At 69.0% G+C, this 15327-nt stretch carries 17 protein-coding genes and 1 pseudogene; 9 read left to right on the top strand and 9 right to left on the bottom strand.

The genetic code is table 11. The features are described from left to right. Nucleotides 1-326: 326 nt before the first annotated feature. Nucleotides 327-1172, top strand: coding sequence for a bifunctional 5,10-methylenetetrahydrofolate dehydrogenase/5,10-methenyltetrahydrofolate cyclohydrolase (locus ACFV2O_RS11930; protein ID WP_379251801.1), 846 nt, complete (start codon nt 327-329; stop codon nt 1170-1172). A gap of 132 nt (nt 1173-1304) precedes the next feature. Here the strand turns inward: ACFV2O_RS11930 and ACFV2O_RS11925 are convergent, their stop codons facing one another. The 4 genes from ACFV2O_RS11925 to ACFV2O_RS11910 all read right to left on the bottom strand — a co-directional run bounded on the left by ACFV2O_RS11925 (nt 1305) and on the right by ACFV2O_RS11910 (nt 4381). Beyond that, the gene (locus ACFV2O_RS11925; protein ID WP_379251800.1) at nt 1305-2039 is read right to left on the bottom strand and encodes a hypothetical protein; all 735 of its coding nucleotides are present in this window, start codon (nt 2037-2039) and stop codon (nt 1305-1307) included. A gap of 266 nt (nt 2040-2305) precedes the next feature. After that, nucleotides 2306-2953 (bottom strand): nucleotidyltransferase domain-containing protein, encoded by a 648-nt coding sequence (locus ACFV2O_RS11920; protein ID WP_379251799.1) that lies wholly within the window; start codon nt 2951-2953, stop codon nt 2306-2308. 54 nt (nt 2954-3007) lie between these two features. Then, entirely contained in the window at nt 3008-3760 is a 753-nt protein-coding gene (locus ACFV2O_RS11915; protein ID WP_355077411.1) for a L,D-transpeptidase, read from the bottom strand. Nucleotides 3761-3946: 186 nt separating this feature from the next. Continuing rightward, a complete protein-coding gene (locus tag ACFV2O_RS11910; RefSeq protein WP_379251798.1) occupies nt 3947-4381 on the bottom strand; it encodes a winged helix-turn-helix transcriptional regulator in 435 nt (144 codons plus the stop codon). 66 nt (nt 4382-4447) lie between these two features. Here ACFV2O_RS11910 and ACFV2O_RS11905 point away from each other — a divergent pair, with 66 nt between their 5' ends. Further along, the gene (locus ACFV2O_RS11905) at nt 4448-5350 is read left to right on the top strand and encodes an NADP-dependent oxidoreductase (protein ID WP_379251797.1); all 903 of its coding nucleotides are present in this window, start codon (nt 4448-4450) and stop codon (nt 5348-5350) included. 30 nt (nt 5351-5380) lie between these two features. Here ACFV2O_RS11905 and ACFV2O_RS11900 read toward each other — a convergent pair whose 3' ends face one another. Next, nucleotides 5381-6040 (bottom strand): cyclodeaminase/cyclohydrolase family protein, encoded by a 660-nt coding sequence (locus ACFV2O_RS11900; RefSeq protein WP_355077416.1) that lies wholly within the window; start codon nt 6038-6040, stop codon nt 5381-5383. Between the two features lie 148 nt (nt 6041-6188). On the opposite strand from ACFV2O_RS11900, the gene ACFV2O_RS11895 reads away from it, so the two are divergent. Continuing rightward, nucleotides 6189-7226, top strand: coding sequence for an LLM class F420-dependent oxidoreductase (locus ACFV2O_RS11895; RefSeq protein ID WP_379251796.1), 1038 nt, complete (start codon nt 6189-6191; stop codon nt 7224-7226). 48 nt (nt 7227-7274) lie between these two features. Here ACFV2O_RS11895 and ACFV2O_RS11890 read toward each other — a convergent pair whose 3' ends face one another. Both ACFV2O_RS11890 and ACFV2O_RS11885 read right to left on the bottom strand, forming a co-directional pair. After that, nucleotides 7275-7613: an STAS domain-containing protein gene (locus ACFV2O_RS11890; protein ID WP_355077676.1), complete on the bottom strand. Its 339-nt coding sequence runs from the start codon at nt 7611-7613 to the stop codon at nt 7275-7277. Nucleotides 7614-7777: 164 nt separating this feature from the next. Continuing rightward, the gene (locus ACFV2O_RS11885) at nt 7778-8224 is read right to left on the bottom strand and encodes a MarR family transcriptional regulator (protein ID WP_355077420.1); all 447 of its coding nucleotides are present in this window, start codon (nt 8222-8224) and stop codon (nt 7778-7780) included. Between the two features lie 58 nt (nt 8225-8282). Between ACFV2O_RS11885 and ACFV2O_RS11880 the strand changes: the two genes are divergently transcribed. From ACFV2O_RS11880 to ACFV2O_RS11865, 4 genes are all read left to right on the top strand, one after another. Further along, nucleotides 8283-8678: a hypothetical protein gene (locus tag ACFV2O_RS11880; RefSeq protein WP_379251795.1), complete on the top strand. Its 396-nt coding sequence runs from the start codon at nt 8283-8285 to the stop codon at nt 8676-8678. A gap of 123 nt (nt 8679-8801) precedes the next feature. Then, nucleotides 8802-9638: an SDR family oxidoreductase gene (locus ACFV2O_RS11875; RefSeq protein ID WP_379251794.1), complete on the top strand. Its 837-nt coding sequence runs from the start codon at nt 8802-8804 to the stop codon at nt 9636-9638. Between the two features lie 78 nt (nt 9639-9716). After that, the gene (locus ACFV2O_RS11870) at nt 9717-10766 is read left to right on the top strand and encodes a 3-oxoacyl-ACP synthase III family protein (RefSeq protein ID WP_379251793.1); all 1050 of its coding nucleotides are present in this window, start codon (nt 9717-9719) and stop codon (nt 10764-10766) included. Next, nucleotides 10763-11752, top strand: coding sequence for a hypothetical protein (locus ACFV2O_RS11865; protein WP_379251792.1), 990 nt, complete (start codon nt 10763-10765; stop codon nt 11750-11752). Before ACFV2O_RS11870 ends, ACFV2O_RS11865 begins: the two co-directional genes overlap by 4 nt. A 95-nt stretch (nt 11753-11847) precedes the next feature. Here the strand turns inward: ACFV2O_RS11865 and ACFV2O_RS11860 are convergent, their stop codons facing one another. Then, nucleotides 11848-12849 (bottom strand): helix-turn-helix transcriptional regulator, encoded by a 1002-nt coding sequence (locus tag ACFV2O_RS11860; RefSeq protein ID WP_379251791.1) that lies wholly within the window; start codon nt 12847-12849, stop codon nt 11848-11850. 62 nt (nt 12850-12911) lie between these two features. Here ACFV2O_RS11860 and ACFV2O_RS11855 point away from each other — a divergent pair. Next, nucleotides 12912-13469, top strand: a pseudogene (locus ACFV2O_RS11855) (DinB family protein); the annotation flags it as partial. 18 nt (nt 13470-13487) lie between these two features. Beyond that, a complete protein-coding gene (locus tag ACFV2O_RS11850) occupies nt 13488-13880 on the top strand; it encodes a RidA family protein (RefSeq protein ID WP_379251918.1) in 393 nt (130 codons plus the stop codon). 109 nt (nt 13881-13989) lie between these two features. Here the strand turns inward: ACFV2O_RS11850 and ACFV2O_RS11845 are convergent, their stop codons facing one another. After that, nucleotides 13990-15168, bottom strand: coding sequence for a DUF3089 domain-containing protein (locus tag ACFV2O_RS11845; RefSeq protein ID WP_379251790.1), 1179 nt, complete (start codon nt 15166-15168; stop codon nt 13990-13992). Nucleotides 15169-15327 lie beyond the last annotated feature (159 nt).

Here is a 15327-nt window from a genome sequence, read left to right as displayed (position 1 = left end):
CGGCTATGTGTGCTCGGCGGAACGACAGGTCGCGAAATCCACTGTCGGCGATTTTCGATGCCGAGTCGGCGCGTTTCGATCTTCGCTCTTACCAAAGAAACGTTCAGTTCGGCGCAAGGCGGGCTGCCATGGACAATGCTCTCCGTGTCGCTCCGCTCAGCCCTGGCGGCCCGATGGTGGACGAGTGCCTTCCGGCGTGTCGAACGGTCTTAGTTCGGTTCGCCGAGCGTCCGCCCGCGGTTCGGCGTTCGATTGCCTTGCATTAGCTCAACTCGACGTGGGCGCGGGAGGGATTCGTCCGGCCGCGCCCGTTAGGCTGTGTCAACGTGGATACCGTTTCGCTGTCCGGCAAGGAACTCGCCGCCGCCATCAACGCCGACACCAAGGCCCGCGCCGCCGCGCGCACCGAAGGCGGCGCCGCCCCGCGTCTTGCGCTGGTCGTGGCGAACGACGACCCCGCGAGCGCCTGGTATGTGAACTCACTTCGCAAAGCGGCCGAACGACTCGGAATCGTTTGCGACACAGTCGATCTGGGTGCAGCGGCCGGTGCGGCGGAGATCCGTGCCGAGCTCGCCGCGCGCGGTGCGGATCCGGCGACCGACGCGATCATGCTGCAGACCCCCCTCCCGAAGGGGGTCACCCTCCACGACGTGAGTTCCGCGATCGTCGCGTCCAAGGACGTCGACGGCGTCAGCCCGTTGTCGCTCGGCCTGCTGGCGGCCGGGCTGGACGGCTTCGTCCCCGCCACCTCCGAGGCCGTGGTCGAACTGCTCGACCATCACCAGATCCCGCTGGCAGGCCGCCACGTCGCGGTCGTCGGCCGGTCGAACGTCGTCGGGAAGCCGCTCGCTCAGCTGCTGCTGGCGAAGGACGCGACCGTCACGGTGTGCCATTCCCGCACCGCCGACCTCGCCGCCGTCACCGCCGCCGCCGACATCGTCGTCGCCGCGGCGGGCCGCATCGGTCTGATCTCCGGCAAGCACGTCCGGGAGGGCGCGGTGGTCATCGACGTCGGCACCAACGAGGCCCCCGACGGCAAGATCGTCGGCGATGTCGACGCGGACTCGGTACGCGGCAAGGCCGCCGGGCTCAGTCCCGTCCCCGGCGGCGTGGGGCCGGTCACCACAGCCCTCCTCATGCGCCACGTGGTCACCGCCGCCGAATCCGACTGACCTGGCGCTCGCGCCTGCGGAGAGCTGCCTGATGGGTGCGGTCGGACGTAGTCCGTCCTCAGCCCGCGCATGGCCGGAGCGAAGGCGGAGGTACGCAGCCCGCGCATGGCCGGAGCGAAGGCGGAGGTACGCCTAACCGCGGGCGATGGCGCTGATGAGAGTGCGCTCGCCGTCCTTGGTGGTGGTGACGATCTGCGGATTGTAGGTCACCGGTTGCTGTCCTGGGCGGTGCTCGGTGATCACCACGATGTACTGGCCCGCGAAGGCGCCGGGACTGATCGCGACACAGTGGGTGGTGCCCGTCGGAATGCTGTCGATGCCGCGCTGGATCGCGTCGGCTGCTTGTACGGCGGCGTCCGCGGTGGTGGTGGCGCGGACCTGCTCGCCGGACCGGTCCACGTAGTAGGCGTGCTGGAAAGCGAAGATCACCGCGGGACCGGAGTCGAATCCGCCGACGCCGTTGCCCTGGATCCGGTTGCCCACCCGCTCGGCGGGGCACTGCGCGGTCGGTGCGGCGGGCGTGGTGGCCTGCGCGGTCGGAACCGGTGCGGCGGCCTGCCGATCGGGGCCGCCGGTCCCGACCAGCACATAGGCCACGAGGGCCAGCGCGGCGATACCGAGTATGCCGAGCAGTGGCACCGCCCATCGCCGTGAACGCGGCGCGGGCGAGCGGTCGATCAGCCCCGCGAATTGATCCTCGTACAGCTCCGGCTCGGGTTCCGGCGGCTGCGCGGGCTCGGACGGCGGCACCGGCGGCCGATCCACCCACGCGGCCCACTCGCCGCGGTAGTCCTCGCCGGACGGCGCCTGTACCGGCCGCTCGGCGCCGTAGGGATGCCCCCGGTCGTATCCGGGTCGTGCGCTCATCTCCGGTCGATCCATCGCCCCACCCTTCATCAGGTCCCCGTCAGATTAACCGCATCGTCCCGAGCCGGGAACGCCCTGCCGCGTTCACAATTGAGCCGTCCCGCCCCTCGGAGGGTACCGCCCGGTACGTCGATCCGGCGCACGTGTGCCGCGCCGTCCCCGCCCGGCTCGCTGATTCGCGCCGACCGCGACCGAGGCGCACAACGCCGTTCCGCGGCGCCGAGAGCGCGAGCGCCGCTGCCGGAGAAGCGTTTCGGGAAGCGGCATCACCGCAGGAGGTTCAGCCATTCGTGCTCGGGGTAGTGGTCGGTCACGTACGTCCGCACGGCTGCTCGTTGGGCGGTGGTCAACCTCGGCCAGGTTCGCTCGAGATCGACGCGGTCCTTCGGTCTGGCCTGCTTGGCCTTGAAGATCAGCACCAGCTCCGGGTTGAGGTATCGGATGCCGTCGTCGGCGATCCAGGTCACCTCGTCGAGCGGTGCGACCATGGAGCGATCGCGCCGGTTGACCCATGCCCCGTCCTGTCCCGGATTCAGCAGAAGATCGATCAGCCATGGGGATCGCGCGTTCGCGCGCAGCCACACCTGATCGGCGCTCTCGGCTACGTCGGGGCAGCGTTCGTCGACGGGGCGGATGCCGTCCGGGCCCGCCGACCAGATGTGCAGGCGGCCGCGCGCGGCGGTGCGCAGGGCGGGCAGATCAGCGCGGAACATCGCCACGTCCACGTCGCTGTGCCGCCGCCGGGTGCCGGTGCAGGCGTCGATCGCCCAGCCTCCCGCGATCCACCAGGAAGCGTCGATGTCGCCGAGTATCTCGCCGACGTCGCCCGGCGTGACGAATGCCCACGGGCCCCAAAGATCTTGGAAATCAGCTTCTTTCGTGTCACGAGGCGGCGGGATCGGAAACTCGCGCAACGGTGACCCTCCCTCGGGTACGTCTTCCGAACGCTACTCGGAGGAGGGCGCCGTTCACCAGTGCGTGACGACCGGGTCGCCGACGCCGATCGTGTGATAGACCCATTCGGCGTCGTCGGGAGCGAGGTTGATGCAGCCGTGGCTGACGTTCGAGTAACCTTGTTGGTCCACCGACCACGGAGCCGAGTGGATGAAAACACCGCCCCACGTGAGCCGTTCGGCGAACTCGCCGTTGATGATGTAGCCCTCCGGCGAACTCAGCGGAATGCCGATGGTGCGGGAGTCGAACACGACGGACCGGAATTTCTCCAGAACCGGCCATGTGCCGGTAGGCGTTTCGTATCCGGGCTTGCCCATCGAGGCGGGCATCGTCCGGACGACGGTGCCGCCGACGGTGAGCGTGAACGTGTGCGCCGACATGTTCGCTTCACCGAAAACGCCTGCGTTGGTGGTGAATTCCGTGCGCACGCCGCCGACCGAGACGAGGATGTTCGAACCGGCGGGCAGGAACCCGGTGGGCGTCCACGTCACTTCGCGATCGTCGGTCCACGCGAATGTGCCCGGCAGTGGCCGGGTCGTTCTGATGTCGATGGATTGTTCCGTCTGCGCGCGATTCGCGACAGGTGCGGCGAAACGAACGGTCACGGGCTGGGCCACGCCCACCACCTGGCCGTTCGAGGGTCCGATCGCCGCCACCGCGGGCGTCGACGGCTTTCCGATCATCGTCGCTGTCGCCGCGCCCGACCCGAACGCGGCAAGTGCCACGATCACGGTCGCGAGGAACAGGTACCGAATGGCGCTCCTCATGGCGTCCACCCCTTCGAGCTGGTGTGGTAGGCAAGAGACAGTCTAAGCCCCCATGATCAACTCGGCCACGGATAGAACTTGGTCTGTGGTCCAGTTGTGATCGGGGACACGCCCACCACTGAGCGCTTACCCCGCGCGGTCGCGTCGAAACGGGCACACGTACCGGTACCAGGGCTCCGGCTAGGGTCAGCGCGCGCCGCCGACGGGCAGCGGTTCCGGCGCGGCCGCCGCTCGCGCGTCGAAATCCGCTCGGGCGGAGAGGATCCGGTCCTGGTGCTCGACGGCCCAGATGCCCATGGCATGCGTGATCGCGCCGATGCTCGCGCCGAGTTCGGTGAGCGAGTACTCCACGCGGGGCGGCACCGTGGGGTAGACCGCGCGGTGCACCAGCCCCTCGCGCTCCAGGGCGCGCAGCGTGCGGGTGAGCATCTTCTGGGTGATGCCGTCCAGGCGGCGGCGCAGCTCGTTGAAGCGGATCGGCCCGCCGTGGCCGCGCAGCACGCCGAGCACGAGCATCACCCATTTGTCGGCGAGCACGGTCAGCACTTCTCGTGCGGGGCAGTGGTGCAAGTAGTTGTCGACCAGGCTGCCGGCCCCGGGCCGGTCACGGGCAGTATCCATTGGGTACCTCGGTATCAAGAAGGTGCCTTCTTTCCGAAAGGTACCACGGGTGGCCAGAATCGGTGCATGCTCGCAATCACGCAATACGCGTTCGGTGGCCCGGAAGTGCTCCAAGTGGTCGAGGTGGATCGGCCGCGGCCAGGTCCGGGGGAGGTGCTGGTGCGGGTCGCCGCGACCAGCGTCAACGCCGCCGACTGGAAGGTGCGCGCCGGACTGGTCGGGAGGCTCGGCGATCCACCGCTGACGCTGGGGCTCGACGTGTCGGGTGTCGTGGCCGAACTCGGACCCGGTGCGGACCGGTTCGCGGTCGGTGATCCGGTATACGGCATGGTTTTCGGCGGCGCGAACGCGGAATACGTTGTGGCGCAAGCGCACGCCCTGGCGCCGAAGCCGAGGAACCTCGACCTGGTGCACGCCGCGGCACTGCCGACGGCGGCGCTGACCGCGTGGCAGGCGCTGGCCGCGCTCGGAGCGGGGCAACGCCTGCTGGTGCACGCCGCCGCGGGAGGCGTCGGGCATCTGGCGGTGCAGATAGCCCGGCACCGGGGCGCCTACGTGATCGGCACCGCACGCGCGGTCAACCACGAATACCTGCGCGGACTCGGCGCCGACGAGGTGATCGACTACACCGCGGTCGATTTCGGCGCCGCGGTGCGCGACGTCGACGTCGTGCTCGACCTGGTCGGTGGAGCGTACGGTTCTCGCTCGGTCCCGGTGCTCCGGCCCGACGGCAGATTGATCGACACGCAGGGTTCGGATGCGGAAGCCGATCCGCGTTACGAGCGGTTCTATGTCGAACCGTCCGGGGTATCGCTGCGCGAGATCACCACGATGGTCGAGCGCGGTCATCTGCGCGCGACCATCGACCAAGTGCTACCGCTCGCGGATGCCGCGAAGGCGCACGAACTCAGCGAGTCCGGACGGGTGCGCGGCAAGATCGTGCTGGTCGCTTGGAACCCGCCCGCCTGACGGGGCCGGGCCGTGGCCCGCGCGAGCGAGTCAGCGGCGAACGGCGTGCACGACGTCGGCGTGCAGGGCGTCCGCCCGCGCGGTCAGCTCGTCGATCCGCACCAGGACCGCGGCGAACCGGTCGCCCTCGGCGGCGGGCAGCGACGCCACGTTGATCTCGATGTTGAGCTGCGAGGAGGTCGCGGCGGCGCGGCAGGCGTCGGCGGCCGCGCCGATGTCGGTGACGACGTTCGGATTCCCGATCGGGAACAGCTCCGCCGCCAGCGACAGCACCTCGTCCGCCTCGTCGACGACGGCGGCGGGCACGCGGGCGGCCTCGATCAGGGCGTCGTTGATCGCCGCGGTGCGGGCGGCGAGATCCTCCGGGGTGTCCTTGGGCAGCTTGTAGGCGGCGCCGACAGCCGTGAACGCGGCGGCGTCGGCGTCGGCCAGCGCGAGAGCGCGCTCGCGGGCCGCGTCGGCGGCCTCGATGATCCGATCGACCACCGGCCGGTTCTCGGCGTCCTTGGCGCGGGTGGTGTATCGCGCGACCATCGCGACGAGCGCGGCGGCCTGCGCGGCGTGCAGCGCGGCCACCGCGCCGCCGCCCGGTGCGGGAATCTTGGCGGCCAGATCGCTCAGGTACTGCGCCAGGGCGGCCCCGCCGAAGGACGGCGCAGTTTCCGTGGACGACGAGCTGGTCTGCGACACGAGGGTGTTGCCTTTCGTTTACGGCGAGGATGGTCTACGAGTAGACGCTACCCCGTGCCGCCGGTCGTACGGTCGTGACCACGCCTTGCCGGGCCTTCCCCTGTGGCCGGTGCGCGGCCCGAGCGTACCCGCCGTTATGTTGAGTGCCATGCGCATCGGATTGAGCATCAACTACTCGGGGGGCTTCAAAGAGGCGGCGGCCGAAGTCGCCGACCTCGAGCGGGCGGGCCTGGACATCGTGTTCGTGCCCGAGGCGTACTCGTTCGACGCGGTGAGCGCGCTCGGTTACCTGGCCGCGAAGACCACGCGCCTGCAGTTGGCCTCCGGCATCCTGCAGCTCTACACGCGTACCCCTAGCCTGACCGCCATGACCGCGGCGGGCCTGGACTTCGTCTCCGACGGACGGTACGTGCTCGGGCTGGGCGCGTCGGGTCCGCAGGTGATCGAGGGCTTCCACGGCGTGCCCTATGACGCGCCGATCGGCCGGACCAGGGAACTGGTCGAGATCTGCCGGAAGGTCTGGCGGCGCGAGCGCCTGGAATACCAGGGCAAGTACTACCAGATCCCGCTGCCCGCCGAACGGGGCACCGGTCTCGGCAAGCCGCTCAAGCTGATCAACCACCCGGTGCGTGAGCGCATTCCGGTGCTGCTGGCCGCGCTCGGGCCGAAGAACGTGGAACTGGCCGCCGAGATCGCCGAGGGCTGGCAGCCGATCTTCTTCCTGCCGGAGAAGGCGAAGGATGTGTGGGCGGACTCGCTCACCGCGGGTCTGGCCAAGCGCGACTCCGCCTTGGGCGACCTGGACGTGTACGCGGGTCCGGCCCTGGCCATCGGGGACAACGTCGAACCGCTGCTGCAGTTCGTGAAGCCGCATCTGGCGCTCTACATCGGCGGCATGGGCGCCAAGGGCAAGAACTTCTACCACACCCTGGCCACCAAGTACGGCTACGGCGCCGAGGCCGACCGCATCCAGGAGCTGTACCTGGCGGGGGAGAAGGAGGCCGCGACGAAGGCGGTCCCGGACCAGCTGGTCCGGGACATCTCCCTGGTCGGCTCGGCCGGATACGTCAAGGAGCGGGTCGCGGCCTTCAAGGAAGCCGGCGTGACGGTCCTGAACGTCGTTCCGATGGCGGCCACCGCCGCCGAGCGCGTCAAGCTGATCGAACAGCTGCGCGAACTGGTCTGAGCAAGGCGCTGCCGCCGTCGACGGGTGCGACGGCGGCAGCGGCACGCGTCATCTCTGCCGGAGCGCCGCCAGCGCGGCGTCCAACGTCGAATGCAGCGCGAAGACCTGATCCAGGCTGGTCATCTTCAGTTGCCGACTGGTCGCCGGGCCCTCGGCGACGACGGCGATCGCGGTGGTCGAGCCGGCGCGCTGGTGGGCCGCGACGAGCGTCGCCATGCCCGCCGAGGCGAGGAAGCTGACCGCGGTGAGGTCGATGATCAGGGCCGCGGGCTTGCCGCTGAGAATGGCATCGATCGCATTCTCCAGTGCGGGCGCCGTCGCGAGATCGACCTCGCCGGCCACCGTCAGCACCGTGGCGCCGTCGTGGGCCGCGACCGTGGTGGTCATCGTGTCCGCGAGGGGGTACGCGTCTCCGGAAGTGTTGGTCACAACTTCACAACACACAAATCGCGGCGGATTCGCAACCTTTGGGTGTTCATAGAGCTAACCATACCCCGTTTCGCCGATCGGCCTGCCGAGGCGACGGCTACGGTGGCAGCGCTCGCACGCCATCAGCTGGGCAGCCCCAGCCGATCGGCGATCGTGCCGAGGATGCGATGCAGGTCGGCACGCTCGGCGGCGGTGAGATCCGTGGTGGTCTCGGCGTCGATCGCCCGCGCGGCGTCGAGGCATTTGCGCAGTAGCGCGCGGCCGTGCGGGGTCAGGTTCAGATTCTGACGGCGGCGATCCTTCGGGTCTCGCAACCGTTCGATGGCCCCGAGGGACTCGAGGTGGTCGGCCAGCGCGACGACCAGACTCGGCGCGACGCGCAGTAGCTGTGCCATCTCCATCTGCGATGTCGGTCCGTTGGCCGCCAACACATTCAACATCCCGGCGTGCTTCGGCTTGAGCTCGAGACCCGACACATCGGCGCTGAAGCGGTCGGTCAGGAACGCGCCCAGCAGTCCGAGCCGGAAGCTGAGGGTCTCCGGCAGCTTTTCCGCCTTGACGTTCTTCATGGCGAGCATAATACTGAACCTAAATCAGTCACGGTCTGAATGATTTTTGGAGTGAAAAATGCAGGACGAGAAGCTCAGTCGAACCGCGGTCGTTGTCAATGCGATCGGCGCGGCCACCGCCGTGGCCTTCAGCGTCGCGGCACTGGTCGATCCGACCGCCGCGATCTCGATCGGCGCGGACTCGCCCGGGATCGATCTGTATGCCCAGGCGTACGCGGCCCGGGTGATCCCGCTGGGTGCCGCGCTGCTGTTCAGCCTGGCCGGCCGCCGCAAGAGGGCACTCCTACCGCTGCTCATCGTGTCCGGCGCGGTACAGCTCGGTGACGTCGCCATCGGCGCCGCGCAGGGAATTCCGGGCATGATGGCAGGCGGAAGCGCGCTCGCGCTCGTTCACCTCGCCACCGCGGGGCTTTTGGTTCGCCGCAGGAGCCGCTTCGCCACAGCCGCAGCCTGAGCCGAGACTTCGGCGTGAGTCGGACATGCTCGGCGAAGCCGAGGTCGGCGACGACGGAAATCTCGGTTCGGATGGCTCGTGTCAGCAATCTCCGAGGAAACTTCTGTGGCAGGGTGGTCGGCTGTGCAGACAATCCTGATCACGGGGGCGACATCGGGTATCGGGCTGGAGTCGGCTCAGCAGCTGGCGGCGCAAGGGAATCGGCTCGTGTTGGTGGGGCGGAATCCGGAGAAGCTCTCCGCCGCGGCGAAGCTGGTCCGAGGCGCGGGGGCGGCGGGAGTCGACACGCTGGAGTGCGATTTCGCGTCGCAGTCGTCGGTCCGTCAGCTGGCGAAGGAGGTTTCGTCCGCCTACGACCGGCTGGATGTGCTGGCCAACAACGCAGGTGGCTACCACAAGGCCAGGAGCGAGACCGTGGACGGCATCGAGGCGACGTTCGCCGTCAACCATCTCGGTGGTTTCCTGCTCACCGAACTGCTGACGGATCTGATGGTGCGCAGCGCCCCGTCGCGCATCGTGTTCACCTCGTCGGTCATGCAATTCGGCGCCACCATGGATTTCGCCGATCTGGAGTTCCGGGAGAGTTATTCGGGAGAAAAGGCATACAGCCGGTCCAAGCTGGCGAACGTCCTGTACGCCCGGGCGCTGGCGCGGCGTCTGGAGGGAACCGGCGTAACGGTCAACGCCTTTCACCCCGGTGCGGTGGCAACCGGGATCTGGGATTCGATGCCGTGGTTCGGGCAACCCTTCGTGGCGCTCGCCAAGCGATTGTTCATGATCTCCGCCGCGGAGGGAGGACGAGCGCTGACCTACCTGGCCGCCGACCCGGAAGTCGCCGCGGTCAGCGGCTGCTACTTCCAGAACAACCGCGTCAAGGCGCCGTCCCGCCTCGCGCAGGACGACGCACTCGGGCAGCAGTTGTGTGAAGTCAGCGCCGCTCTGGTCGGACTCACCGGGTAGGCGCACCCACGACCAGCGACACCGTTATCGCTGAGCAACACGACAATCGACGCCGACTGAAGCGGAAGGCAGGGGAGCATGATCCGTACTCGTTTCGAGTCGATCGGCGCGTACACGCCGACGACTGTCCGCTCCACCGAGGATCTGATCGCCGAGCTGGCCGTGCCGCGGTCGCTGGACCTGGAGCGCATCACCGGGATCAAGAATCGTCGTGTCTACGACTCGGATCCGGACCGGTACGAATCGTCCTTCGAGCTGGCGTTGTACGCGATCGAGGACTGTCTGTGGCATTCCGGGTATCGGGCCGACGAATTGGACGTCGTCATCTCGACCTCCATCACGCGTACTCGCGGCGCGGGAGTCTTCTGCTACGCACCTTCTTTCGCGCTCATGCTCGGCAATGCGATCGGCGCGAACACGGCTCGGCACTTCGATGTCTCCAATGCCTGCGCCGGGATGATCACCGGAGTGATGGTGCTCGATCGCATGATCAAGGCCGGTGCGGTGCGCAACGGCCTGGTGGTCAGCGGCGAGCAGATCACGCCGATCGCCGAGACGGCGCTGCGCGAGATCAGCCGCCCCTACGACCCGCAATTCGCGGCGTTGACGGTCGGTGACGCCGCGGTCGCGGTTGTGCTCGACGACCGGGGCGACGACGAGGACGAACTGCACTATGTCGAGCTGATGACCGCGGCCGACGGCGCCGAGCACTGCATCGGAATGCCCAGCGACCGCACCGGAGGCATCGCGATGTACACCGACAACCGCGCCATGCAGAACGAAGCCCGCTATCGGCAGGGCATCGACCGTATGGCCGACTTCCTCGCCGAGACCGGACGCACCTGGGAGAGCGAGAAATACGACTACTGGATCCATCATCAATTCAGCGCGCCGGCTATCGAGTACATCTCGGATCTGACCGAACGGCATTTCGGCACGCCGATGCCGCAGGCCCTCAACGTGCTGCACGACTACGGCAATACCGCTTCGACCTCTCACTTCCTAGTCCTGCACGAGCATCTCGCGCAACAGAAGGTCCCGAAGGGATCCAAGATTCTGATGATTCCCGCGGCATCGGGCATCGTCTCCGGGTATCTCGCCGCGACCATCTCGCGTTTGGCGGCATGAGCATGGCGACGACGATCGTCTCGGCCGCGACGAACCGCGACCTCGACACCGGCAGCTACCTCGAACTGGCCACTCGCGCGGCACTGGCCTGCGTCGAGCGCTCGGAGATCGGCCTGCGCGAGATCGGGATGCTGATCAACGGGGGCGTCTTCCGGGACAGCAATATCTCCGAGCCGGCGGTGTCGGCCCTCATCCAGAAGCGGATCGGCCTCGGGCTCACGTATGCGGCCGGGCGCGTCCCGGTTCTGTCCTTCGACCTGATGCACGGGGCCTGCGGCCTGCTGCACGCCATCGCGACCGCCGACACCTTCCTCGCCACCGGCACGGTTCGGTACGCGTTGCTCGTCGCGGGCGACACCCACCCCTCGACCGAGCGCCACGTCGCCGATTTCCCCTACAGCGCCAGCGGCGCCGCCCTGTTGCTCGGAACCTCGCCTGCCACAGGAGGATTCGGGCGGCTGCACACGCGCGACACCACCGGCCCGGTCGGCCCCATCGCCTGGGTGCCGCTGAACGACGTCGGCGCCGACGGTCGCAGCGCGATCCGCGTTCGTACCGGTGCGGAGGACCGGGTGGATTCGGCGGCCGAGGTGGTGCGTGCCTGTCTGGACTCCGAAGGGCTCGACGGCCGCCACTTCGCCGAAGGACACGCGCTGCTGCTGGCGCCCGACCAGGCCGTCGACTTCCGCGTCCGCTTGGCCGGCGCGCTCGCCATTCCGTCGCGGTCGGTCGTCGGTTTCGACGCCTCGATCGGAGATCCCTACACCGCGGGGCCGGTACACGCCTACCTCCATGCGCGGGAAACGGGCGTACTCGACACCGCGCGCATAGTGGTCTTCCTGGCAGTGGACGGAGCATCGGCAGCCTGTCTGACCTACAGACCGCCGTCGGCGTCGCCCACGTGCGGCGAATCGGGCGGTGGAACCGCACAGGCCGGGACACCGACCGGCTCCGGTACCGAGCCGGTTGTACTCGCTCGGCAGTAGGACGCACACGAGCGATGCGCGGGTGTCCATGCCGTGGACGCGAGGGCGCGAACCGCTACATCCGAGGCTCGCGACGCTCGTGGGCCGCGACGGGCTCACGAATCCGCGATGCGCTGCGTCGGTGCGGCTGTCACACCAGCCGACAGCAGTTTCTCGGCCAGCGCGCGGGCGCGGTGCGCGAGCTCGGGCGGGTCGAGTATCTCGAAGTCGTGCCCCAGCAACAGCACATGCATGAGCACGAAGTCCAGGCTGTGGTCGGCTCCGCTGCGGACCTCGCAGCGCCCGCTGCCGCACGGCCGTACGACGGCCGCCGACGCCGGAATCTGCGCGCGCACCGTGTCGGCGGAGGCGTGCACGAGGAAGCGGGCCCGCAGTGGGTAGACCCGGTTCGCCACGCCTTCCTGCACGTAGGCCGCAGCCTCGGGCGCCGCGCGTGGTCGGAAGCGCCACGTCCGCGCGGCCACCTCGGTCATCCGGTCGACACGGAAGCTGCGCCAGTCCGCACGATCGAGGTCGAAGGCCAGCAGGTACCAGCGCCGGTCGGAGGCGACCAAGCGGTAGGGCTCGACCCGCCGCCGGCGCACCCGGTCTCCGGCGGGATAGTCGAAACCGGCCTCGACCTCGTCGCGGCAGGCTCTGGCCAGCGTCATCAGCACGTCGGGGTCGACCGGCGGGTGACCTCCGCCGAAGGACTCCACCGAGCCGGAGAGTGCCTGCACTTCGTGCCGCAAACGGGTGGGCAGCACCCGGTCGAGTTTGGCCAGCGCCCGGAGCGCGACATCCCCGGCGCCCGCGACCGCGGCGCCCGCGCCGCCGAGGAGCGAGACCGCGGTGACGATCGCTTCCTCGTCGTCGAGCAGCAGCGGCGGCAGCTCCTGTCCCCGGCCGAGCTGATAGCCGCCGCCGACGCCGTGACAGGCGTGCACCGGATAGCCGAGCGTGCGCAGGCGCTCGACATCGCGCCGTACCGTGCGCGGCGTGACTCCCAGCCGCTCCGCGAGCTCGCGCGCGGTCCAGACCTGGCGTTGCTGCAGCAGTCCGAGCAGGGTCAGCACCCGCTCGGTCGTGCCCCGCTCGGTACCGCTCGCCGCTTCCATGTCGCTCAGCCTGCCAGAAATAGCGGACCGATTCTGTCCGCTAGGGGTGCCAGGGTGGCGGCATGAACGCAGACGCACTCGACTGGAACAAGACACTGCGCGAGCAGTGGGAAGCCCACTGGAACGATCAGCTACGCGACCGGCTCCACGGTCTCACCGACGACGAGTACTTCTGGTCTCCGGTACCGGACGCCTGGAGCGTGCGACCGCGTGGCAGTTCGACGGCGCCCGTGCAGGCAGGGGCCGGGGACTTCACGATCGACTACGCCTTCCCGAATCCGGTCCCCGCGCCGTTCACCACGATCGCCTGGCGGCTCGGTCACGTCATCGTCGGCGTGCTCGCCGCGCGCAACGCGACCCATTTCGGCGCGCCGGCGGCCGCGTACGAGACATGGGAATACGCGGGCGACGCGGCCACGGCGCTCGACCAGCTCGAAGCCCAGCTCGACATCTGGCTGACCGGAGTGCGTGGTCTCGGCGACGCCGGACTCCGGGTCCCGATCGGCCCGAACGAGCCCTTCCCCGAGGCGCCCATGGCCGATCTGGTGCAGCACATCCACCGTGAGCTGATCCACCACCTGTCCGAGGTCTGCCTGATCCGCGACCTCTATACACACTCCGACGCTGTCAGGAAACCCATGATCACGAAGACGACCCACCTCGACCCCGAAGAACTGCATCACAACCCGGCCTTCACACAGGGCGTGATCGCGCCCGCTGCCCAGACGGTCTATGTCGGCGGTCAGCTCGGCACCGACAGCACGGGAGAACTGCTGGACGGCTTGGAAGAGCAGACCATCCAGGCCATGCGCAACGTACTGACCGTGCTGGCGTCTGCGAATACCGGTCCCGAACACGTCGTCAAACTCACGATCTACCTTGTCGCCGGGGTCGACGCACAGGCGGGATACGCTGCGGCGCGGAAAGTGTGGGGCGACCACCGCACCGCCATCACGGTCGTCTCCACCGCGGGACACGCTCGCCCCGGCGCGCTGGTGGAGATCGATGCGATAGCGACCATCCCCGAATAGCCGCGCCTGTGGCCGATTCCCCGCGCGGTCGGGCATCGCCGCGCGGTCTCGGGTGCCGAACCGGGTCGGGCCGGTTCGGAGCGATGGGCGGCTTCGCGGACTCCGGCGTTCAGCGGTGCGCCGCGCGGTCGGCGCTGATCTGGGACGCGACGATGCGGACCAGATCGCCCAGTGCGATCTCCACGTCCGCGAGGTGCAGGCCCCAGGTCGCGTCCGGGACGGCGTACAGCTCGGCGCTGCCGGGTTCCGGCGTCGCCAGTAGCGCCGTCGCGTCGCCGTCGCGGACGCATTGGAGCCGGTACTTCTCGGCGGGGACCAGCCACGGAGTCGGCGCGGCGACGGCGGACGGCCCGTGGCGCAGCGCCAGTTCGGCGGCGAGTGGGCTGGGCACGGGACCGGTGCGGAGCACGGTGGCCGCGGTGCGGGACTCGTTGCCGCTCAACGAAGTCGGATTGGTGCAGGCGACCTCGTAGTCCGGGCCGTAAGGACGCGGCAGCGGCTCAGGGGTCGTCGGGTTGCGGCCGAATCGGCTGTCCGGGGGCGGGGTCGCGCCGAAGGTCTGCCAGGCCAGGACGCACCGTGTCTGCTGTTCGCCGCGGCACAGCGGAAGGTGCTGGAAGTCGCCGCCGACGTCACCGTTCTTCGGCACCACCACATTGCCACCCAGCAGGATCGCCGACAGGATCCGCTCGCGCACCGCCTGCTGCGGGTCGATCTCCTCCCGGGTCAGTTGGCGCAGCATGCGCGCACCCTGCGAATGCCCGAGAAGGACGATCGGCCTTCCGCTTTCGCGCTCCGCGAGGAACTGCCGCCACGCGCGCAGGACGTCCTCGTACGCGATCCGCGCCATCTCGGCGCGCTCGTCGGGGGAGTACGCCCGTTCCCGCGCCAGCGCGGTGAGGGTCCGCTGCCGGTAAACCGGCGCGAAGACCTGACAGACCTGGGAGAATCGGGCGGCCTGCTGTTCGGCCACCGCCCGCACCTCTCGGGTCACCGCAGTGTCGGAGTTGGGCGTCGGCTCCAACGACACCGTCGGATACACATAGAAGCAGTCCACCCCGGAATCCCCAGCAGGCGTAGGCTCCTCCCGCACATCGGGTTGCCCCGCCTGTCGCACCGTGGTCGCCGTGCTGTCTCGGCAGGGGTCGTCGGCTCGATCCGGCCTGCACAACCACACGACACCGGTGTCACCGGCCGGGTCCGCCACCGCGCCGACCGACGATCCCGCCAGCACTCCGACTCCGCACACGACGGATGCGACCACCCGCCGCCACCGACTGTCCCGCATAGCGCATACCTCGCTTTTCCGCGCCCGACCGTTCAGGACGGCCTCGCCACACCGGGATCGGCCGTTCGGTCACCTTCGACGGCGTCAGCCTAATGGCGAACGCACCGGTTCACGCACGCATCACCTCGGACGGCGGAGACCTCGCCCGCCGTGACGGAT

The organism is Nocardia sp. NPDC059691, from assembly GCF_042733915.1.
In the GTDB taxonomy this organism is placed as follows: domain Bacteria; phylum Actinomycetota; class Actinomycetes; order Mycobacteriales; family Mycobacteriaceae; genus Nocardia; species Nocardia sichangensis.
This window is presented reverse-complemented; position numbering and strand designations above follow the sequence as displayed.